The following is a 21,171-nucleotide window of genomic DNA, read 5'->3' as shown; positions in this document are numbered from 1 at the left end:
CTTTGAAAAGGGCGTTTTTTCTGTTACCCTTCAAATTAGGGTTACAGCCGTGATTTTTATCCGGTTCGCGCGGCGGAGCTGCGTTGGTTTTCCCCTCAAAAAAAGGGTGTTTGATGGGTTTTTCTCTTGAAAAGCAAGGTCTTTACGACCCCACTTTTGAGCACGATGCGTGCGGAGTGGGATTTGTTGTGAACATAAAGGGCGTGAAGTCGCACTTGATAGTGGCGGATGCGCTCACCGTTTTACGCAACCTTGAACACAGGGGGGCGTGCGGATGCGAGCCCGAAACGGGGGACGGCGCGGGAATACTTTTTCAAATTCCGCACGGGTTTTTCAGCGTGGTGTGCGCGGAGCAAGGCGTTGAACTTCCCGCTCCGGGCGATTACGGGATCTGCATGATGTTCGCCCCCAAAGACGAAAAACAGCGTGCCGGGGTTCTCAAACAGTTTGAAAAAATCGTCAAAGACCGGGGGCGGAAGTTTCTCTGCTCACGCGCCGTGCCGACTGACAACTCTTTGCTCGGCAACACTTCACGGGGTTGTGAGCCGTTTGTGTGTCAGGCGTTCATAGGGCGCGGCGCCGCGGAGGCGGGCACGGATTTTGAGAGAGAGCTTTTTGTCATAAGAAAACAGGCGGAAAAACTTATTTCCGCGGACGGATTTTACATCTCAAGCATTTCGTCAAAAACCATTGTTTACAAAGGAATGCTGACCACCGGGCAGATCTCCTCATACTACCCCGACCTGAATGATGAACGGGTTGAAAGCGCCATCGCGCTTGTCCATTCGCGTTTCAGCACAAACACGACGCCGAGCTGGGACAGGGCGCACCCCTACCGCTACATAATCCATAACGGCGAAATCAACACCCTGCGCGGAAACACCAACTGGATGCGCTCGCGGCAACCCATGCTCGGCGGCTCAGGCGGCGCTTTCAGTGAACAGCCCGATGAGATTTTCCCCTTCATTGAGCCCTGTCAGAGTGACAGCGCGGCTTTTGATAACTGCCTTGAACTTCTTGTGCTTTCGGGGTTCCCGATTGAGCGCGCCGTTATGATGATGGTGCCCGAGCCGTGGCTCAAACACAAAGACATGGATGCGGCGAAAAAGGCGTTTTACCGTTACCACGGCTGTTTGATGGAGCCGTGGGACGGCCCCGCGTCCATCTGCTTCACGGACGGCGAAAAAGTTGGCGCGGTGCTGGACAGAAACGGCTTGCGCCCCAGCAGATACTACGTTACAACCGATGACACGGTTGTTCTTTCCTCCGAGGTCGGTGTTCTTCCGCTTGCGCCTGAAAAGGTTGTTTACAAAGGGCGTCTTGAGCCCGGAAGGATGCTGCTTGTGGACACACGGCAGGGCAAAATTATTGGCGATGAGGAGATTAAGTCCGCCCTTTCAAACGCCGCCCCGTATACGGACTGGACTGAAAAGCACATGAAGCGTCTGTCTGATTTTAAGGACGCTCCCGTGCACGGCGGTTTTTCCGGCGACGAAATTACGGTTCAGCAAAAGATGTTCGGATACACGTTTGAGGAGATACGGATTTTGCTTGAGCCGATGGCGGCAAGCGGTGTTGAGACGGTCGGCGCAATGGGGCGCGATGTTCCGCTTGCCGTTCTTTCGCAGAAGCCCAAACTTCTCTACAACTACTTCAATCAGATGTTCGCGCAGGTAACCAACCCGCCCATAGACTCAATCAGAGAGGAGATAGTAACCGCCTCAAATATGAATCTCGGCGCAATGGGAAACATATTTTCTCCCGCGCCCGACAGTTGCAAAGTGATCCAGCTTGACAGCCCCGTTCTTTCAAACGGTGATATGGCGAAGATTAAAAAAATCACAACCGGAGGTTTCAAGTCCGCAGTTCTTGAAAGTCTTTTTGACCCCGAAAGCGGCGGCAAAGGGCTTGAATCCGCGCTTGAAAAGATGTTTGTAAAAGCGGAAGAGGCGATAAAAAAAGGCGCAAACATTCTCGTTATTTCAGACCGCGGCGCGGGCGCGGGCAAGTGCCCCATACCGGCGCTTCTTGCGGTTGGGGGGCTTCATCACCATCTCATACGCAACGGTAACCGGATGAAGGCGAGCATCGTACTTGAATCGGGCGAGCCGCGCGAGATTCACCATTTCGCGCTTCTCATCGGCTACGGCGCGAGCGCGGTAAATCCGTATCTGGCTTTTGAAACCATAGAGGCGAGCATATGCGAGGGCAGGATTGAAACCGATGCGGAAACCGCCTTTGCAAACTACATCACCGGGCTCACAAAAGGTGTTGTCAAAATTATGTCCAAGATGGGCATATCCACGATTCAGAGTTATCACGGCGCGCAGATTTTTGAGGCGCTGGGGCTTTCAGAGCCGTTTGTGGAAAAATATTTCGCGCGCACGCAGTCGCGCATCGGCGGAATAGGCATTGGAGTTGTCGCCGAAGAGGCGGCGCGGCGTTACCGGGACGCTTTTCCTCAAAGGGGCGAACGGGACGCGCCTCTTGACGAGGGCGGCGTTTATCAGTGGCGCAGGGACGGTGAGGCGCACATGTATTCCCCGCAGACCGTTCACGCGCTCCAGAGCGCTTGCCGTACGGGCAATTTTGAATATTTTGAGCGTTTTTCGAAAATGATAGGAGAGGAAGAGCGCAGCATGTTCACGCTCAGGGGAATGCTTGACTTCAAATTCGCGAAAAAACCGGTTCCGCTTGACGAGGTTGAGCCGGAGGAGGAAATCCTCAAAAGGTTCAAAACGGGCGCGATGTCATACGGTTCAATAAGCGCCGAAACGCACGAAAGCCTCGCCGTGGCGATGAACAGAATAGGCGGGAAAAGCAACACGGGCGAGGGCGGCGAGGACAAGCGCAGATGGATTCCCGATGAAAACGGCGATTTGAGAAGAAGCGCGATTAAGCAGGTTGCGTCCGGCAGGTTCGGGGTAACGGGGGAGTATCTTGCCAACTCCGATGAGATTCAAATCAAAATGGCACAGGGCGCAAAGCCCGGAGAGGGCGGGCAGCTTCCGGGCAAGAAGGTGTATCCGTGGATAGCGAAAGTACGGCTTTCCACCCCCGGAGTGGGGCTCATATCGCCTCCGCCGCACCATGATATCTACTCAATTGAGGATCTTGCCGAATTGATATACGACCTCAAAAACTCAAACCCCGGCGCGCGGATAAACGTCAAACTGGTTTCCGAAGCCGGCGTTGGCACGATTGCGGCGGGGGTGGCGAAAGGGCATGCGGACGTAATTCTCATAAGCGGAAATGACGGCGGGACAGGCGCGTCTCCGCAGAACAGCATCCAATACGCCGGTTTGCCGTGGGAACTCGGCATAAGTGAAACCCACCAGACTCTACTGCTGAACAACCTCAGAAGCAGGGTCGTTCTTGAAACGGACGGGCAGATGAAAACCGGCAGAGACGTTGTCATAGCCGCGCTTCTGGGGGCGGAGGAATACGGATTTTCAACCGCTCCGCTAATCGCGCTCGGCTGTGTGATGATGAGGGTCTGCCATCTGGACACCTGTCCGGTCGGCGTGGCGACTCAAAACCCCGAACTGCGCAAAAAATTTACCGGCGACCCCGCGCATGCGGTCAATTTTATGCGTTTTGTCGCGCGGCAGACGCGGCGGATTATGGCGGAACTCGGCTTCCGCACCGTCAATGAGATGATAGGCAGAACGGACAAACTCCACAGCGTCGGACTCAAAAACCACTGGAAGGCGTCCGGCGTGAATCTTGACGCCGTTCTGTATTCGCCCGATGTTCCCGACCACTACGGAACCTACCGCAGTGTGGAGCAGGACCACGGCATAGCGGACTCTCTGGACATGACAAAACTGCTCGCCATTTGCGCTCCGGCGATAGAAAACCGCGAAAAAGTGGAAGCGGACATTGAAATCAAAAACACTGACCGCACGGTCGGCACGATTGTGGGCAACAAAATTTCCGCCGCCTACGGCTCTTCAGTTCTTGAAGACGACACTGTTACTTTGCGTTTTCGCGGTTCGGCGGGGCAGAGTTTCTCGGCTTTTGTTCCGCGCGGAATGACTATGCTGCTTGAAGGCGATTCAAACGATTACATCGGCAAAGGGCTTTCAGGCGGAAAAATCGCGGTGTTCCCGCCGCGGGAGTCAACCTTTGTCGCCGAAGATAACATCATAGTCGGCAATGTCGCCTTTTACGGCGCCACTGCGGGTGAGGCGTATATTCGCGGAATCGCCGGAGAGAGATTCTGCGTCAGAAACAGCGGTGTGAACGCGGTTGTTGAGGGCGTGGGAGACCACGCTTGCGAATACATGACCGGAGGGCGCGTAACGGTTCTGGGGTGCACGGGAAGAAATTTTGCGGCGGGCATGTCGGGCGGAGTTGCCTATGTGTTTGACGAGCGGGGCGATTTTGAAAAGAAAAACTGCAACACTCAGGGCGTTAGCGTTGAGGGGCTTGGTTCCGATGACGAGCGGGAACTCAAAACGATGATTATGCGCCATTTCCAGTACACTTCCAGCGCGGTTGCGGAAGGGATTTTGAGCGATTGGGACGGCGCTCTCGCGAAATTCGTCAAGGTTATGCCCAGGGATTACAAGCGTATGCTTGAGTCCATAAGCAGGGTTGAGGCGCGCGGGATAAGCGGCGATGAGGCGCTTATGACGGCGTTTGAAGAGAACATCAAGGACGCGGCGCGCGTAGGCGGAAATTAGCGGAGATTATATGGGCAACCCAACCGGATTTATGCGCCACGACAGGCGGCTCGGCAAAGACCGCGACCCGTCAAAAAGAGTCGCGGACTGGAAAGAGTTTCACGGGCATCTCCCCGAAAAAGACCTCGGCGTTCAGGGCGCGAGATGCATGGACTGCGGAGTTCCGTTCTGCCAGACGGGCGACATGCTCGCCGGAATGGCCACCGGATGCCCGGTTCACAACCTTATTCCCGAATGGAACGATCTTATTTACAGAAACCGCTGGCGCGAAGCGCTTGACCGGTTGCACAAAACCAACAACTTTCCCGAATTCACCGGAAGGATTTGCCCCGCGCCGTGCGAGGGCTCGTGCGTTCTGGGCATAAACGAGCCGCCCGTAACAATTAAATCCATAGAGTGCGCCATTGTGGACAAGGGGTTTGAAAAGGGCTGGATAGTTCCCGTTCCGCCCGAAAAGAGAACCGGCAAAAAGGTTGCCGTTGTGGGTTCCGGTCCCGCGGGGCTTGCGTGCGCGGCACAGCTCAACCGCGCGGGGCACACTGTTGTCGTCCATGAGAGGGACGACCGGATTGGCGGGCTTTTGATGTATGGCATTCCAAATCCGCATCTTGACAAAGCGGTTGTTGAGAGAAGGGTTGAGATTTTAAGACGGGAGGGCATTGAGTTTGTCGTGAACTCCGAGGTCGGAAAGGACATCGCTCCCGATAAACTTTTGAAATCAAACGATGCGGTTGTTCTGTGTTGCGGAGCGACTCAGGCACGCGACCTTGAGGTTCCCGGCAGGGACGCGCAAGGAGTCCATTTCGCCATGGAGTTCCTGCGTGAGAACACGAAAAAACTGCTTGATTCAAACTTCAAAAAAACGGGCGCGATTTCGGCGAAGGATACTGATGTGATTGTTCTCGGCGGCGGAGACACGGGAACGGACTGCGTGGCAACGGTCATGAGGCACGGGTGCAAAAGTCTTTTACAGTTTGAAATTCTTCCCAAGCCGCCCGAAGGCAGAGAGAACAGCAATCCGTGGCCCCAGTGGCCCCGCGTTTACAAACTTGATTACGGTCAGGAGGAGGCGATGGCGGTTTTCGGTGAAGACCCGCGCAAATACCGGGTTCTCACCAAAAGCATTGAGAAAGACGAAAACGGAAAAGTGAAGGGGCTTACCACCGTGCGGATTGAGTGGAAAAACAATGACGGCAATATGTCCATTGAGGAGCAACCCGGCACGGAGCAGTTCTGGCCCGCGCAACTTGTTTTTCTGGCTTTGGGATTTCTGGGTCCCGAACAGCACATTATTGATAAGATGGGGCTTGCCGCGGACGAGCGTTCAAACATAAAAGCCGAATACGGCGACTACCGCACAAACGTTGAAAAGGTTTTTGCCGCCGGAGACGCGAGAAGGGGGCAGAGCCTTGTGGTCTGGGCGATAAACGAAGGGCGCGAAGCCGCCAGAGAGTGCGACCGTTTTCTTATGGGTTCAACGGAACTTCCCTGATATGAAAGACCCTAAACAGCAACTGGAGATTATCAAAAAGGGAGCGGACGGGCTTGTTTCGGACTCCGAACTTCTTGAAAAATTGAAAAAGGGAAAACCGCTTCGCGTTAAAGCCGGTTTTGACCCGACCGCGCCCGACCTGCATCTGGGGCACTGTGTTCTGTTGCGCAAACTGCGCGATTTTCAGGATTTGGGGCACACGGTTATTTTCCTCATTGGCGATTTTACGGCGCAAATCGGCGACCCGAGCGGAAGAGCGGACGAACGCCCGTTGCTTTCCCCTGCGGAGATAAAGAAAAACGCCAAAACATACGAAGGGCAGGTTTTTCCAATTCTGGATAAAAAGCGCACCGAAGTGCGTTTTAATTCCCAATGGCACGCGAAAATGAATTCTGCGGACATTTTGCGTCTCGCGGCGATGGCGAATGTCGCCAATCTGCTTGAAAGGGACGATTTCAAAACCCGCTACAAATCGGGCGCGCCGATTTCGGTAAAAGAGTTCCTGTATCCGCTCATTCAGGCATACGATTCGGTCGCGCTCTCCGCCGATGTGGAAATAGGCGGAACCGACCAGACTTTCAACCTGTTGCTCGGCAGAGAGGTTCAAAAGCGTTCCGGACAGCCACAGCAGGCGACTTTGTTTCTTCCCATTCTTGAAGGGCTTGACGGCGTTCAAAAGATGTCAAAATCGCTCGGCAACTACATAGCCGTGAAAGACACGCCCGAAGATGTTTTCGCCAAAGTTATGTCGGTTTCCGACAATTTAATGTGGAGATATTACGAACTGCTGAGCGCGAAAACCCCGGCGGAGATTAAAAAACTCAAAAAAGCGCACCCGATGGACGCGAAAAAAGCGCTCGCGTTTGAAATAACCGCATGGCTGGGCGATGAAAAGAAAGCGAAAAAAGCAATGAACACGTTTGCCGGAAAGTTTTCAAAAAGGGAGTTTCCGGCGGATGCAAAGAAAAAAACGGTTTCGCGCAAGGAAGTAAAGACTGTTCTTGATTTTGCCGTTGAGGTTTCAAATTCGCTCAAAAGCAGAGCGGAAGCGAAACGGCTTATTACACAAGGCGGACTTACAATAAATGGGGAGAAATATACGGATGTAGGGGCGGAATTGCCGGAAGGGAAGGATTTTGAGGTTAAGATTGGGAAGAGGGAGTTTTTTAGGGTTAGGGTGGGGTAATTAACCGCCCATCTTTTTCAAAGGAATTTTTTAGCTTTGTCTATTGCTTTTGCAACCATGCTTGCCAAGTTTTTCTCTAACTCCCCCGCTTTTGTGTAGTCATTGATTGCTCCCTGGTAATCTTTTAATGAATCCTTTGTATCTCCACGACTGTAGTATGCCTTGGCATCTTGCGGGTTGATTTCTATTGCTTTGTCATAATCCAGAATCGCTCCCGGGTGATTGCCTAATGCAACCTTTACACTTCCACGATTATTGTATGCCTCGGCAAATTGAGGGTTGATTTCTATTGCTTTGTCATAATCCTGAATCGCTTCCGAGTACTTGCCTAATGCAACCTTTGCACTTCCACGATTATTGTATGCCTCGGCAAATTGAGGGTTGATTTCTATTGCTTTGTCATAATCCTGAATCGCTCCATGGTAATCTTTTAATGCAAACTTTGCATTTCCACGATTATAGTATGCCTTGGCATATTGAGGGTTGATTTCTATTGCTTTGTCATAATCCAGAATTGCTTCTCGGTGATTGCCTAATGCAACCTTTGCATTTCCACGATTATAGTATGTCGGAGTAAATTGCGGGTTAATTTCTATTGCTTTGTCATAATCCAGAATCGCTTTCCGGTGATTGCTTAATTCTGACTTTGCACTTCCACGATTATTGTATGCCGGAGCATCTTGCGGGTTGATTTCTATTGCTTTGTCATAATCCAGAATCGCTCCCGGGTGATCGCCTAATGCAGACTTTGAATTTCCACGATTGTTGTATGCCGGAGCAAATTGCGGGTTAATTTCTATTGCTTTGCTATAATCCAGAGTTGCTCCCGGGTGATTGCCTGATGCAAACTTTGCGTTGCCCTGATAAAATAGCCCCATCGCTGTATCGTAGTTGGCTTCGTTTTGTATAAAACCTATTAAGTCGTTATAAACGGTATCATGGCTGATATTATTGAATTTTTTAATATGATTCAAAATATCATCTTTCAAATCGTGAGGAATTTTCTTAGATTGAAATTCTTTTATATATTCGTCCTCGGTATAGGCAAATACGCTTTTTTGTGCTACAACCCTTGTTTTGCTTGCTTGTGTTTGGGCGGGTTCTATTATTCCCACTTTGCCGTTTAATTTTGCGCTCAATTTCTTATAATTGATTTCCGTTAACTGTTCAAGGGTGTTTGTATTTAAAGCGATTATCTCTCCATCTTTGTCAAACTTGTCGCCGGTACAGGCGAAAAAGAGCGCAATATGTAAATCGCGGGTGAAGTCAATCAAATTGACCTTGCCACCATAATGTCTTATGTCGGTTAAAATCTCTATGTTGCTAGTTTTGTCGGGAAAGAGTCTTTTTGCTTTTTTTACTATCTCCTCTTCTATCGCCGGTGGTTTGTGGTATTTATTGATTGCTTTTTTCTTTTTTACCCATCTACAAAGCGATGAATTGATGTGATCATCGTTTTCACTAAAAATTTCTGAATTGCCCCTGAATATAAAATTGCCTTCGCTAAATTCTTCGTAAAGACCAACTATAAAATCTTGAGCGTTTTGTGGTATTTTTATTTTCCCGATTTTGTTCTGTTGTCTTCTTTGCATAACATTTGGCAATTTTCTGGTGTTGTTTTTCCGCCTTCGTGCCAGGGTGTTATGTGATCTGCTTCCATTTCATTTAATTCAAAATGTTCTCCGCATTTTGCACAAATTCCTTTTTGCCTTTCGTATGCTTCTCTCTTTTGGTTATCGTTAAAAGTACGGATATTTAGATGTTTCTCTTTACGGGTTAAAACATATTCGTATATCCCTTTTTTGTTTGTTACATCTTCATCTTGCATTAGTGTTAAAATCTCATTTTCAAACTTGACCGAATCAAACTTTTGACTTTGAAATTCATTGTGTAAAAAGCCCCATTCTACACCCTTCATTTCTTTGCGATAGTTTGGGAAAACTGCTTTTACCCAGTTAATCACACTTTGAAAGTATTTCCACAACTCAACTGCATCTTTGTCGTGCTGGTGAGTTCCCATATATTCCTCTATATCATCCTTGCTTATCCATTTTATGGCAGTTTCCAAATATTCCTGACGGATTGCTACACCTTTCAAATAATCGCTACCAAGTCCATAAGCAGCGCAACCATTTTTGCTAAAATATCTCTTGGCATCTGAAACCCACGAACCAGAATAGACGGCGTTTCGCAGTTCTTGATTGGTGAGTTCTTCGCCGGCAATATTTATTGTTTTGAACCATTCCAGTTTTTCACTGTCTGTTCCGCTACATAGATAGACCATCAGTTTGTAGTCGCGGATTTGCTGTTGTTTATCGTCTTGTAAGTTGTCGAAATATAGTCCTTCATAGGAAAAAACGCCCTTTACATATTGGCAAATGGATATTGTCCTTTGTTGTCCATCAATGATTTCAAAATCCCCATCTTTACGGACTGCCCAATACATTACATTGAGCGGGAAATCTTTTGTTATGGTGTCAATAACCGCATCTCGTTGTTTGTCCTTATAAATAAACTCTCGCTGGTAAGGCGGGCGAATATCCAGTTTACCACCATAACCGACAACGCCATCTTCGGCGTTATCTTGATAGCCTTCTGACAATTCACGGATAGTGATTTCTGTGAGTTCTATTTTCATATGCTTAATTTCCCTTTTTCTGTATTAAAATTCTAAAATATGGACATTTTCCGTTTATTGATAAATCTTTATCATCATCACCTTTTCTAAATTTTACTATCTCAAACTGGTCTGGATTGTATTTATCCATAAAGGTAATTGGCACCCCTATAACACCTTCATAATCCATAGGAATATTTGCTACTCTATCAACATTGATAGCATCGTAGTTGTCATATTTAGGATATTCGTCTGGGTTATACCTCTTGTATAGTATCAAATCTTCGTGCCGTTCATCATAATCTAAATTTGTATACCAGCGAACCCCTTTAACTCTAATATATTTTTTTCCTTTATCATCAATTCTATAACCCGCAGCTTTTAGTGGATAATCATCAGGAACTCCAAACTCTCTATCTCCACTATGAATACTGTGTCCAAGCCATATCTTGTTTTCTTTGATTAATTTGAAAATTTCTTTATAAGTGATTGCATTTAGATTGCCAATGATCACAAATTTTTTCCCTTGTTCCACGATCTGTGCAACATACTCCCTAAACAAAGAAAAGGGCGGATTGGTAACAACAACATCAGATTGTTTCAAAAGATCTATACTTTCTTTGCTTCTGAAATCCCCATCGCCTTTTAAAGGTTTGATTCCAATTTCTTCGGGGTCTGGAATCTTGTTTCCGTTTTTATCTCCTTGATATTCCAGGTAAATAGCTTTTTCGGAATCGTTTTGACTGAATAAATTTGCGTTTTGATTTTTATAGCAGGTAGTAATTAGTTTCTTAAGACCCATCTTTTCAAAGTTGTAAGAAAGATAATGAAAGAAATTACTGACGCGGGGATCGTCGCAATTACAATAAACAACCTTATTCTTCAAATGTCCTTCGTAGTGGTTTAGCTCTCTTTCTATGTCAGGAAGTTGCGTATAAAACTCATCTTTTTTTGCTCTGTTTGCCTTATGTAAGTTGCTGTTGCTAGTGTTTTTCATTTCTGTTTTCTCAGCTATTCCATTAATCCTAAATCAAAAACTCCTTCCCGTCCACATCCCCGCAAAACAAGCAATCAAGCACAAGGAAACGGACAAAACAATATTCAACCCCGCTTTGCCTAAACTCCCGTTCTGTATGAGTCTGAGCGTTTCAAGCGAAAACGCGGAAAAGGTTGTAAATCCGCCGAGCAGTCCGGTCAATTTCAATGTTTCCGATTTACCCCCTTTCTTCCTTTACCCTTTTGAACTCTATGCTCATACCCGTCCCCAATCTTCCAGACGCCCTTTTCGCGGAAAGCCGGAATGGTTTGACGGCGGGCGGCATTTGTAATCGCCGGTCCCGACAGTTTGTTTTTCTTTATGTAATCAGACAAGCGGACTATTTTCTCTCCCCTTAAATGAGTTATCCGCTTGTGCAGCGATTCAACCAAAGCAAGAAACAAAATGCTTTCCATGGTTTTTGTTTTTTTGTTTTCACGGATATTCATCAAATGCGCGGTAATATTTCTGCTTTTCCTTATTGCGAATTATTATTCGCGGAAATCCCAACTCCAATAACTGAAAATTGATAATTACCCGACCGATGCGTCCGTTGCCGTCACAAAACGGATGAACGGTTTCAAAATCCAAATGAAATTTCGCTATCTTGTCCAAAAAATAACCGTCCATGTCGTTTGAGTGAGAAAACAGAATTTCGCCTGTCATCTCTTTAATGTGTTCGGGTCCCGGCGCTATGTGATAGCCGACCCGCACAAACTCGCCTTTTTGCCGGAAACGACCCGCTATGGAATCGTCAATTCCGCTCATTAGCATATTGTGCATAAAAAGTATTAATTCTTCGCTCAAAGGAGTTTTTGAAACTTTTTCGCGCTTATACGCAATTACACGCTCCAGATTTTTCGCCTCAAAAATCTCACGCGCCGAAACATTGCGGGAAATCTCCATTCCCAACAAAATCTTCTCCGTTTCGCCAAGCGTCAAAGTGGAGTTCTCTATCGCGTTTGAGTTGTAGATGTTCTCAGGTGTTTCCGCCTCGTCAATAAGAGTTAAAAGAGACTCCCCGCCGGGTTTCAGGGAAATGTATTCATCGCGTAATGACTGGATTTTGTCTCTGAAAGATTTTGGTGTTGCCACATCTCTATTATACAAATTCACGCTAAAATGTCAAAAAAGCGTGAATTGCCCCTCTCAACGGGTTGTATTCACGCTAAAATGTCAAAAAAGTGTGAATTATAAAATCTCCGCTCCGTCCGCTTCCACAATCTCCAAATACGGATTTTCCGTTCCTTTGCCCTCAATGAAGATTAAATCCGCGTCTTTTCCGGTTTCAATGCTCCCGACTCTGTCTTCAAGAAAAAGCGCTTCGGCTCCGCCGAGTGTGGCGATGCGAACGGCTTTTTCGGCGGCGGTTTTTTCTCCGAGCGGAAGCAGGAGTTGGTAAAGCGCTTTTATTTCGTCAAAAAAATTCAACGTTGTGTTGCTTGAAAGCCCGTCCGTGCCGAGACCGACTCTTTTCATTTCCGCGTATTCCAAAACCGGCGCCGTTCCCGTGCCGAGAAACTCGTTGCTTCTCGGACACAGAACAACGCCCATGTCCATTTCGCGTATTTGTTTTATTTCGTTTTTTTTAATATGCGCCATGTGAATCCCCGTAATTTTCGCGCCGCCGCTTTGGATTGCGCGCAAATATTGAAACGGCGTTTTTGCTTTGTGCCGCTTCATCGGCGTTTTTCCGATGAGGGGATATATTTTTTCTTCCAATCCGTTTTTTTCGCCTTTTACAAAAGCGGTTTCTTCGGGGCTTTCCGCAAGATGAATTCCGGTTGGCGTGCCGCTTTGCGCCGATATTTTGAAAACTTTTTCAATCAGTTCGGGCGAGCACGAATACGGCGCGTGAGGGAAAAACCGCTCCTCAAATCTCGCGGACTGTTCCGGCTGTCCGCCCGTGTCCGGTCTGCCGTCCATGATCTCACGAAAAAGAACCGTTCTTAGCGGGCTGTTTTTTAATATGTTCCTGTCGTTTCCGTAGGATGATATTTCACCGACCGTTGTTACGCCGCTTTTTATTAGAGATTTAATGCCGTCTTTTACGGAACGCTCTATTTGTTCCGCGCCCGCCCCGGACGATTTTCCGTCAATTATGTGTTTGAGCCATGCGGTGAAACTTTTGAATTTTTTTTCGGGCTTGAGCCAGCCCAGTTCAAGATGCGTATGGCAGTTTATAAATCCGGGGAGAACAATGCCGCGTCCGAGATCGCGGACGGAGAAATCCGGAAAACTTTTTTTTATTTCCTCCGCGCCGCCCACCGCTTTTATTTTTTCGCCGCTTACCGCGACCGCGCCGTTTTTTACCGGTTCATGCGAAACGGGGACAATCTTTGAGCAGACGAAGATTGTGCCGTTCATTTCATTCCGCTTGCCGCGCGGAGAGTTTGCGCAAAATACCGGCGCTTAAACTGCCGGATGCCACCTCTTCGGCGGGTCCGGTCATCCGTATTTCAAAATCAGCCCCGACCTCAATTTTAAGCGTTCCGCCGGGCATTGAAACCGTGAGAGAGTTTTCGCAAAGTCCGTTTTTCACCGCCGCCGCCGCCGCCGCGCATGAACTTGAACCGGATGCGAGAGTGTATCCCGCGCCGCGCTCCCATATAAAAATCTCAAGGCGGTTTTTTTCCGCCGCGCGCGCGAATTGCACATTTGTTCTGTTCGGAAAAAATTCATGGTTTTCAAGCGCGGGACCGAACTCTTTGGTTTCCGTTTCCGAGGGGTTTGGAGTGAAAATAACGCAGTGCGGATTTCCGACCGACACCGCGGTGAATTCAAACCGTTTTCCGCCCGCTTCTATTTTTTCACCAACAACCTCTCCAGAAAAACCGCCGCCCACGGGAATTTTTCCGGCGTCAAAAACGGCTTTCCCCATATCCACCGTGATAAAAGAAACCGCGCCGTTTTCCGATTGAATTTCCACCCTGACAATTCCGCCCGGAGTTTCCACGGAAAAACTGTCGGAATTTGTGTGTTCGTAATCGCGGAGGAATTTCGCGAATATGCGCAAGCCGTTTCCACTTTTTTCGGCTTCGCCGCCGTCGGGGTTGAAAATCTTTAATCCGAAATCGGATTTTTCGGACTCAACAAGAAGCAAAATTCCGTCCGAGCCGATTCCGAGATTTCGGTCGCACAAAAGACGCGCGGCTTCGGGCGTGAGTTTAAAGGAGAGGGATTTTTCCTCTAAAACTATGTAGTCATTTCCGAGCCCGTGAGATTTTACAAAATTGTTCATAATGCCGGAGCCTTTTTCCGGCGATTATTCTTTTGCGTCTTCCAGCATAAACGTTATTATGATGTGAACCCGGTATTCGGCTATTCTGCCTTTTTCAATTCGGGCGTTTTGTTTAACGACTTCAATTCCTATTAAACCCCTCAGGCTTTTGTTGGCTCTTTCAAGGGCGGACTGAATCGCGTCGTCCCACGAAATATTTGAAGAACCGATGACTTCAGTTTTTCTTGCCACCGCTCTGGGATTTCCTCTTTCCTGTGACATAATTGTTTCTCCTTGGCTCAAAAATAAGCCGGTAAAAAATATACAATAAATTCCCGCGCTTTCAATTTTGACGGAATTAACAGGGGTTCCGATTTGACAAAATCGTATCCGTAAATAGATTATTGCCTTCGCCAACTACAAAGGTGAGGAGGGATAAAAACATGCTTGAAAAAATGCACGACCTTAAAGGTCAGGTCGCCGTTGTTACGGGCGGCTCAAGAGGAATAGGAAAAGCGATATCGCTTGCTCTTGCGGAAGCCGGAGCGGACATACTGCTTAACTATGCAAGAAACGACAAAGCCGCGGACGCGGTTAAAAAAGAAATTGAATCGCTCGGAAGAAAATGCGTAACCGTGCGCGCCGATGTGGGCAATTACGATCAGGCTCAGATGATCGGCAAAGCGGCCGTCAACCATTTCGGCAAAGTTAACATTCTGATTAACAACGCCGGAGTCAACAGAGACAGAATGCTCAAAAGAATGACGGTTGAGCAGTGGAACGAGGTTATTCAGACAAACCTTTCAAGCGTTTTCAACTGCACAAAATCCGTGCTTGACCCGATTCTCGCGAACGAGGACGGCGGCTCAATAGTTTCCATCTCTTCAATAATCGGGGAAATGGGAAACATCGGGCAGGCGAACTACGCGTCAACAAAAGCCGGAATAACCGGTTTTACAAAAAGCATGGCGCGCGAACTTTCCAGAAATAAAGTCAGAGTAAACGCCGTGGCTCCCGGTTTTATTGAAACCGACATGCTCATGAGCGTTCCCGAAGACATAAGAAAGACAATTCTCAAAGACATACCGCTTGGCAGATTCGGTTCCGCCGAGGAAGTGGCTCTCGCAGTTGTCTATCTGTGTTCGGAGTCCGGAAACTGGATTACGGGGACGACCCTGCGCATCAACGGCGGACACTACATATAGAGGGGGTTTTCCTCCGGAAAAAAACCAAAAAGGCGCGGAGATTTTCCCGCGCCTTTTTTTTGAGCCGTTTGTTTTGCCTGTTTTTCAGCCGAAGGTATGCGAGCCGGGGATAATGTAATAGCTCGCAAAAAATACCGCGATGACCGCGATAAATCCCGCTATCGCGCCAAAAGACGATTTTCTTCCCTTCCACCCGTAGGCAAATCTGCCGTTTATAAGAACGGCGTATATGAGCCATGTTACAATCGAAAGAGTCTCTTTTTTGCCCCATGACCAGTCCGCGCCCATCTGACTTGCCGAGAAAAATCCCACCGCAAGGCCGAGTGTCGCGAGCGGAAAACCGTAAATCAGGCTTATGTGTTGAACCCTGTCCAGCCCCGTTATGGGCAGAAATGAGCCGTCGTTATTCGGGGAGAGGGAGCCTCTTTTTATGCGTCTTTCCCTGAACAGATACAAAACCGCCGCAACAAACGCGACAAAGAAAAACGCCTGTCCGAGAAAAATAAGCGCGATGTGGGTTTGAATAACCGGCTGCGTAACAAGCGGGCTCGGCGCGTCCAATCCGGCGGGTGGAAGAACTGAAGGAGTGGTTGTTATGAAAGCGAGAGTGAAGACAAATGCTCCGAGCGCCGAAGCGCGTATTTTGGACTCCAATGACAAAAACAAAAATGCCATCACCGCGAACCATGAAAACAGAAACAGAGATTTTCCAAGCCCTCCCGCGAGCGGCGCGCCCGAAAAAAACAGGTGAACGACCAGAGCGGTCTGCACGGCAAAGCCCGCAATTCCCGCCGTGAGCCCCGCCGTGCGCGCCCGTGCGCCCGCAATAAATGCGACAAGAAGCGCGGATGAAACGAAATAAAGCGCGGTTATTATAATTTGAGGGGTTATGTTTTCCATTTCAGTGTCCTGTGTTTCCCGTTGCGGCATCGCTGTTTTTCAAAACGGAAATAATTTTTTCAATGCCGCCGTTCATAACCACGTCTATATTTGAAAGCGTTAAGCCTATTCTGTGGTCGGTTACCCTTGACTGCGGAAAGTTGTAGGTTCTGATTTTTTCGCTTCTCTCGCCGCCGCCGACCTGTTTTTTCCTCATGCCCGCCCGCTCATTTTTCTGTTTTTCGGTTTCCAGTTCATACAGTTTCGCCCTCAGCATTCTCATGGTTTGCGCGCGGTTTTTGTGTTGCGACCTTTCGCTCTGGCACTGAACCACTATGCCGGTCGGCAGATGGGTTATGCGCACCGCGGAATCGGTTTTGTTTACGTGCTGCCCTCCGGGACCGGACGCCTTGTAGGTGTCAATTTTGAGATCTTTTTCGTCAATCTCCACATCCACGTCTTCCGGCTCGGCGAGAACCGCAACAGTTGCCGTTGAAGTGTGGATTCTCCCGCCCGTTTCGGTGGTTGGCACGCGCTGGACCCTGTGAACACCGCTCTCATGCTTGAGATTTTCAAAAACATTTTTCCCTTCAACAGTCGCGATAGCTTCTTTGGTTCCGCCTATTTCCGTTTCGCTCAAAGATATTAAAGTGAGAGTCCAGCCGTTTTTTTCGCAGAATTTTGAATACATTTCCAGCAAATCAGACGCGAAAAGCGCCGCCTCATCACCGCCGGTTCCGGGGCGGATTTCAAGAATGATGTTTTTTTCGTCATTGGGGTCTTTCGGGGTGAGCAACTCCATTATTCTGCTTTCGCACTCACCGCTTTCGCGCTCAAGATGTTCTATTTCCGTCTGTGCGAGTTCGGCGAACTCGGAGTTTTCAAGCAACGGCGTGTTTTCCTCAATCTGCGTCCGAATGTCCTTATACCTCCTGTAAAGCGCCACCGTTTCCGAAATTTCCGATATCTCTTTTGAGAGTTTTACAATGTCTCCGGACGGTATTTCGGGCTCGGAAAGCCGTTTTTCGTTCCGTTCATGCCTCTGTTCCGTTTTATCAAGTGTTTGAAGGGTTTCGGGGCTCAGCATTGTATGATTAGATTCCCATTAACTTGAACAAATTTCAAGAAAACATTACAATAGCCGTGTTGGCTTATGATTTCAGATCTTGAAAAGAAAATTCAGAAGTGTGTGAGTCTTGCTGATGAGTTCGTGGAAGACTACGAGAGTCTTATTTTCAGGGTCAGGGAATTGGAAAATACGGTGGAGAGGCTTGAAAAAGAAAGACGGGAATTACGGCGCAGGATAGACGGTGTTGTTGAGCGCGTTGAAGCACATATGAGTGTTAGAGGTTAGTTGTTGTGGACGATTCAGACAAACAGATTAAGGTTAAAATCGCGGCTTTTGGCACGGTATATTCTGTCAAAACTGCTCCCGAAAATGAGGAGCGCATTAAAAGAGCCGCCAATCTTCTGGAAAGCAAATCGGAAGAGATTTCAAATGTTCTGAAGAAAAAAGTCGCAACTACCGACCGCCCGCCCGAGCAGTTTTTTTACGCCGCTCTCCAAATAGCCGACGAAATGCTTATGTTGAGGGAAGACAGTGAACAAAAACTTGCCGGTATTGAGAAAGTTGTGGACGACTCTCTCATCGCCAAATTCATTAAGCTCAAAATGGCTTATGGAGCAGAGAGACAGTGAGAGAGCTGAAAAGTTTCGCAGTGCGCGACTTTCAAAAACTGAAATAAGAAGTCGCTTTGAACGTTTGAGAGCGGAAAAATCCGCTTCAGAACTTGCCGAACTCAGTTCCGCCATATCTTCGGAGATTTTCCGTAGCGACATTTTCCGGTCTGCGCGGGCGGTTGCGCTTTACAGCGCGGTGCGCGGCGAAGTCGATGTTTCTTCCATTCTGCCGGTCATGCGCGAGAGCGGGAAAAAGGTGTTTTTCCCCAGAGTTTGCGGGCAGGATTTGCGGTTTTTTGAAGTGTCGGATGCGGCGGGCGAACTGTCCGCCGGCAGTTTTTCAATTCCCGAACCCCCCGAAGACCCCGCGCGCGAAGCCGCGCCGTCCGATATTGACCTTATCGTGGTTCCGGGTCTCTGTTTTGACCGTTCCGGTTCAAGAATCGGATACGGCAAGGGGTTTTACGACCGCGCCACACGCGGTTTGAATCCCGAAAAGGTGTGCGCCGCGGCGTATTCCTTTCAGTTTGTTGATTTTGAAATACCGTCCGAGTCGCATGACGCGCGGGTCGGATTTGTAATAACCGAGCGCGGCATATCCCGCGTCCGGAAGGAAGGGTGAGAAAATGTTTGATTCTATTTATATCGTGGCTCTTGTCAGTGGAGTTATTTTCTTCGTTGCGGGGTTTGCCATACACCATTTGATTATCTCCTCAAAAGAAAAAGATAATCTTTCAAAAAAGTCGGCTCTCGCCAGGCAGATTGTTGAGAGAGCGAAAAGGGACGCGGACAAGATTGTTGAAAGCGCCAAGTCGCGGTCTTCCGAAGTAACGCGCAAGAACAGGCGCGGTTTTGAGAAGATGGAAAAAGACAAGCGCAGGGAGTTTTCGTCTCTTGAGCAGGATATTCGCAGAAAAAGCGAGTCCACCGACAAAAAACTGCAGGAAATTGCCGATAAGGAAACCGAAATGAGCCGCCGGCAGCAGAGTCTTGACTCTCTTGAGCAGTCGCTCAAAGAGAGGCACGCGGAGATTGACCGGATTAAATCGGACCTGACAAAACGTCTTGAAGAGATTTCGGGCTTATCAGCCGAGGAGATAAAGCGCGAGATGCTTGAGGCGCTTGAGACGGAGGCAAAAAAGGAGGCTTCCCTGAGGGCCAGAGAGATTCAGGAGGAGTCCGAGCGGGGAGCCGAAGAGATTGCCACGAAAGCAATCGCACTCGCGGTTCACAGATACGCCGGCAAATACACAGCCGAAAACACGTCCTCAACCGTTACGCTTCCCGACCCGAACATCAAAGGGAAAATTATCGGGCGCGAAGGCAGAAACATCAGGGCGCTGGAAGTGCGCACGGGGGTTGATTTTGTCATAGACGAATCGCCCGACACGGTTGTTCTCACAAGCCTGAACTCTTTGAGGCGTGAGATTGCCGTGGTGTCGCTCAAACGGCTTATTGATGACGGCAGGGTGCATCCGGGGAGGATAGAAGAGGTTGTCTCCGATGTTGAGCAGGAGATAAACGAAGAGATTAAGAAAGCCGGCGAGGGCGCGGTTTTTGACCTTGGAATTCATGACATGGACACCGAACTTGTGCGCCACGTGGGGATGCTGAAATACAGAAGAAGCTACGCGCAGAATATGCTGAGCCACTCAATAGAAGTGGCTTTTCTCTGCGGTATGCTCGCCGCCGAAATCGGCTACGACCAGAACCTTGCCAAACGTGCCGCGCTTCTTCACGATATCGGCAAAGCGGTTGACCATGAGGTTGAGGGCTCGCATGTGGAGATAGGGGCGGAACTCGCGCGTAAATACAAGGAAGACCCGAACGTGGTAAAAGCCATTGAGCAAAGCCACGATTCGCGCGTTACGGATGTTCTTTCAATTCTTGTTCAGGCGGCGGACACGATTTCCGCTTCACGCCCCGGAGCGAGAAAGGAGAGTTACGAGAAATACATCAAGCGCGTTGAGGAGGTTGAGGAAATCGGCAATTCGTTCACGGGCGTAAGCAAATGTTTCGCGATACAGGCGGGCAGGGAACTGCGCGTTATCGTTGAGAACAGCACTCTGGGCGAGAACGAAAGCGACGCGCTTTCAAGGGACATAGCGAAAAAAATACAGGACGAAGTTACCTATCCCGGAAAAATCAAAGTAACGGTGATAAGGGAAACCCGTTCGGTCGCGTATGCGTCTTAAGGGAGCGGTAAAATTGGTACAAAACTGAAAGTTAAGGCAGTTTGTGATTCTCAAGCGCAGTGGCATATGCCCTCAATACTTCTGCACTTTCACCGTCTCCCATTTCCCCAACTTTGTCCGCCATTTTTCTATAGAAATCCCATGTAAAACCGTCAGCCATTGTAGTAAATATTTCATCTCCGACTTTTTCACAAGCATAAGCCACCACCTTATACATTGTGGCAGAGTTTTTATCCCCTACCTTTTCATACCCTTTGGACATTGCTGTCATTTGTGTCGCAACGCTCTCCGCCGAGTTTTCGGCTTCGAGATAATTCTCATATTCGGTAGCTGCCGTGTCATAAACAGTAGCAAAATTTTTGTGTCCCCACCTATTGTACACTTCTGCTTTTGCTCTCCATGAGTTTAGTGTGGTTTTCTTGAGATTGGGGACGCCACCATCTTTGTAAGCCTCTCCTGCGCTTTTAAGCCATGTTTGTGAGTATGCTTTGTCGGCTTCTTTTATTGCATTTATTTCGTCTGCATCAATTTCCCTTTCTAATATTCGTTTTAAAAATTTCATTTGGCACCCTCCCCAGTTACGCTCATGCTTCAACCAAGCGAAGTCGTGCTGTTTTTTCGGTCGTGCGAATCCTTTGCTGTGCTATCTGATGAGGAATCAATCTTTGACAAGTCGCCGACTTTGAAAAACAGGTCTTTTACGTGCCCCAGCAGAGCGATGCGGTTTTTGCGTATGCGCTTGTCAGAGTGCATTACCATCACGCTGTCAAAAAATGCGTCAACGGGTTTGCTCAAAGACCCTATCAGTTTCAGGTGTGCTTCATAACCGCCCTTGTCGGGGGTTTTTTCAATTTTTTCAACCGCTTTCCAGAGCGTTTTTTCTTCCGCAGTTTCAAACAGTTTCGGATTGACCTTTCGGTCCGTGCCGTCTTTAAGAATGTTCACGACCCTTTTGAAAGGCGCCGCGAGCGTC

General features: G+C 48.5%; 20 protein-coding genes. 8 read left to right on the top strand and 12 right to left on the bottom strand.

What is annotated here, in order from left to right; genetic code table 11:
- Window positions 1-113 precede the first annotated feature (113 nt).
- The 3 genes from gltB to tyrS are packed head-to-tail and all read left to right on the top strand — an operon-like array spanning window position 114 to window position 7,366.
- The gene (gene gltB, locus ACY430_RS03390; protein ID WP_462137584.1) at window positions 114-4,688 is read left to right on the top strand and encodes a glutamate synthase large subunit; all 4,575 of its coding nucleotides are present in this window, start codon (window positions 114-116) and stop codon (window positions 4,686-4,688) included.
- A 10-nt stretch (window positions 4,689-4,698) separates the two neighbouring features.
- Window positions 4,699-6,180 (top strand): glutamate synthase subunit beta, encoded by a 1,482-nt coding sequence (locus ACY430_RS03385; RefSeq protein ID WP_462137487.1) that lies wholly within the window; start codon window positions 4,699-4,701, stop codon window positions 6,178-6,180.
- A gap of 1 nt (window position 6,181) precedes the next feature.
- The gene (gene tyrS / locus ACY430_RS03380; RefSeq protein WP_462137486.1) at window positions 6,182-7,366 is read left to right on the top strand and encodes a tyrosine--tRNA ligase; all 1,185 of its coding nucleotides are present in this window, start codon (window positions 6,182-6,184) and stop codon (window positions 7,364-7,366) included.
- A 17-nt stretch (window positions 7,367-7,383) separates the two neighbouring features.
- On the opposite strand, the gene ACY430_RS03375 is transcribed toward tyrS, so the two are convergent.
- From ACY430_RS03375 to ACY430_RS03340, 8 genes are all read right to left on the bottom strand, one after another.
- Window positions 7,384-8,970: a tetratricopeptide repeat protein gene (locus ACY430_RS03375; protein WP_462137485.1), complete on the bottom strand. Its 1,587-nt coding sequence runs from the start codon at window positions 8,968-8,970 to the stop codon at window positions 7,384-7,386.
- The gene (locus ACY430_RS03370; RefSeq protein WP_462137484.1) at window positions 8,922-10,004 is read right to left on the bottom strand and encodes an HNH endonuclease family protein; all 1,083 of its coding nucleotides are present in this window, start codon (window positions 10,002-10,004) and stop codon (window positions 8,922-8,924) included. The genes ACY430_RS03375 and ACY430_RS03370 overlap by 49 nt, the downstream gene beginning before the upstream one ends.
- A gap of 4 nt (window positions 10,005-10,008) precedes the next feature.
- Complete coding sequence (locus tag ACY430_RS03365; protein WP_462137483.1) at window positions 10,009-10,980, bottom strand: adenine-specific methyltransferase EcoRI family protein; 972 nt, start codon at window positions 10,978-10,980, stop codon at window positions 10,009-10,011.
- A gap of 33 nt (window positions 10,981-11,013) precedes the next feature.
- Complete coding sequence (locus ACY430_RS03360; protein WP_462137583.1) at window positions 11,014-11,181, bottom strand: fluoride efflux transporter FluC; 168 nt, start codon at window positions 11,179-11,181, stop codon at window positions 11,014-11,016.
- Between the two features lie 273 nt (window positions 11,182-11,454).
- Window positions 11,455-12,135 carry a Fic family protein gene (locus ACY430_RS03355; protein WP_462137482.1) on the bottom strand — a complete coding sequence of 227 codons (681 nt, stop codon included), beginning with the start codon at window positions 12,133-12,135 and terminating at the stop codon, window positions 11,455-11,457.
- 75 nt (window positions 12,136-12,210) lie between these two features.
- Window positions 12,211-13,386, bottom strand: coding sequence for an amidohydrolase family protein (locus tag ACY430_RS03350; protein ID WP_462137481.1), 1,176 nt, complete (start codon window positions 13,384-13,386; stop codon window positions 12,211-12,213).
- 1 nt (window position 13,387) lies between these two features.
- Window positions 13,388-14,260 carry a diaminopimelate epimerase gene (dapF, locus tag ACY430_RS03345; protein ID WP_462137480.1) on the bottom strand — a complete coding sequence of 291 codons (873 nt, stop codon included), beginning with the start codon at window positions 14,258-14,260 and terminating at the stop codon, window positions 13,388-13,390.
- Window positions 14,261-14,284: 24 nt separating this feature from the next.
- A complete protein-coding gene (locus ACY430_RS03340) occupies window positions 14,285-14,521 on the bottom strand; it encodes a dodecin family protein (protein ID WP_462137479.1) in 237 nt (78 codons plus the stop codon).
- 161 nt (window positions 14,522-14,682) lie between these two features.
- Here ACY430_RS03340 and fabG point away from each other — a divergent pair, with 161 nt between their 5' ends.
- Window positions 14,683-15,444: a 3-oxoacyl-ACP reductase FabG gene (fabG, locus tag ACY430_RS03335; protein WP_462137478.1), complete on the top strand. Its 762-nt coding sequence runs from the start codon at window positions 14,683-14,685 to the stop codon at window positions 15,442-15,444.
- A gap of 84 nt (window positions 15,445-15,528) precedes the next feature.
- On the opposite strand, the gene ACY430_RS03330 is transcribed toward fabG, so the two are convergent.
- Both ACY430_RS03330 and prfA read right to left on the bottom strand, forming a co-directional pair.
- Window positions 15,529-16,344 carry a cytochrome C assembly family protein gene (locus ACY430_RS03330; RefSeq protein WP_462137477.1) on the bottom strand — a complete coding sequence of 272 codons (816 nt, stop codon included), beginning with the start codon at window positions 16,342-16,344 and terminating at the stop codon, window positions 15,529-15,531.
- A 1-nt stretch (window position 16,345) separates the two neighbouring features.
- A complete protein-coding gene (gene prfA / locus ACY430_RS03325) occupies window positions 16,346-17,410 on the bottom strand; it encodes a peptide chain release factor 1 (protein ID WP_462137476.1) in 1,065 nt (354 codons plus the stop codon).
- A gap of 66 nt (window positions 17,411-17,476) precedes the next feature.
- On the opposite strand from prfA, the gene ACY430_RS03320 reads away from it, so the two are divergent.
- Genes ACY430_RS03320 through rny form a run of 4 tightly spaced genes read left to right on the top strand, consistent with a single transcriptional unit; the run spans window position 17,477 to window position 20,198 of the window.
- Entirely contained in the window at window positions 17,477-17,677 is a 201-nt protein-coding gene (locus ACY430_RS03320; RefSeq protein ID WP_462137475.1) for a hypothetical protein, read from the top strand.
- A gap of 5 nt (window positions 17,678-17,682) precedes the next feature.
- Window positions 17,683-18,021, top strand: a complete 339-nt coding sequence (locus ACY430_RS03315; protein ID WP_462137474.1) for a cell division protein ZapA — start codon at window positions 17,683-17,685, stop codon at window positions 18,019-18,021.
- Window positions 18,002-18,625 carry a 5-formyltetrahydrofolate cyclo-ligase gene (locus ACY430_RS03310; protein ID WP_462137582.1) on the top strand — a complete coding sequence of 208 codons (624 nt, stop codon included), beginning with the start codon at window positions 18,002-18,004 and terminating at the stop codon, window positions 18,623-18,625. Before ACY430_RS03315 ends, ACY430_RS03310 begins: the two co-directional genes overlap by 20 nt.
- A gap of 4 nt (window positions 18,626-18,629) precedes the next feature.
- The gene (rny, locus tag ACY430_RS03305; RefSeq protein ID WP_462137473.1) at window positions 18,630-20,198 is read left to right on the top strand and encodes a ribonuclease Y; all 1,569 of its coding nucleotides are present in this window, start codon (window positions 18,630-18,632) and stop codon (window positions 20,196-20,198) included.
- Window positions 20,199-20,229: 31 nt separating this feature from the next.
- Here the strand turns inward: rny and ACY430_RS03300 are convergent, their stop codons facing one another.
- Together ACY430_RS03300 and ACY430_RS03295 are read right to left on the bottom strand one after the other, a co-directional pair.
- Entirely contained in the window at window positions 20,230-20,760 is a 531-nt protein-coding gene (locus ACY430_RS03300; protein WP_462137472.1) for a hypothetical protein, read from the bottom strand.
- Window positions 20,761-20,789: 29 nt separating this feature from the next.
- A partial coding sequence (locus ACY430_RS03295; protein WP_462137471.1) for a DALR anticodon-binding domain-containing protein occupies window positions 20,790-21,171 on the bottom strand: 382 nt, incomplete at its 5' end.

It is taken from the genome of Candidatus Mycalebacterium sp., assembly GCF_977828045.1.
The sequence above is the reverse complement of the archived record's forward strand: the minus strand, read 5'-3'. Positions and strand labels throughout refer to the sequence as shown.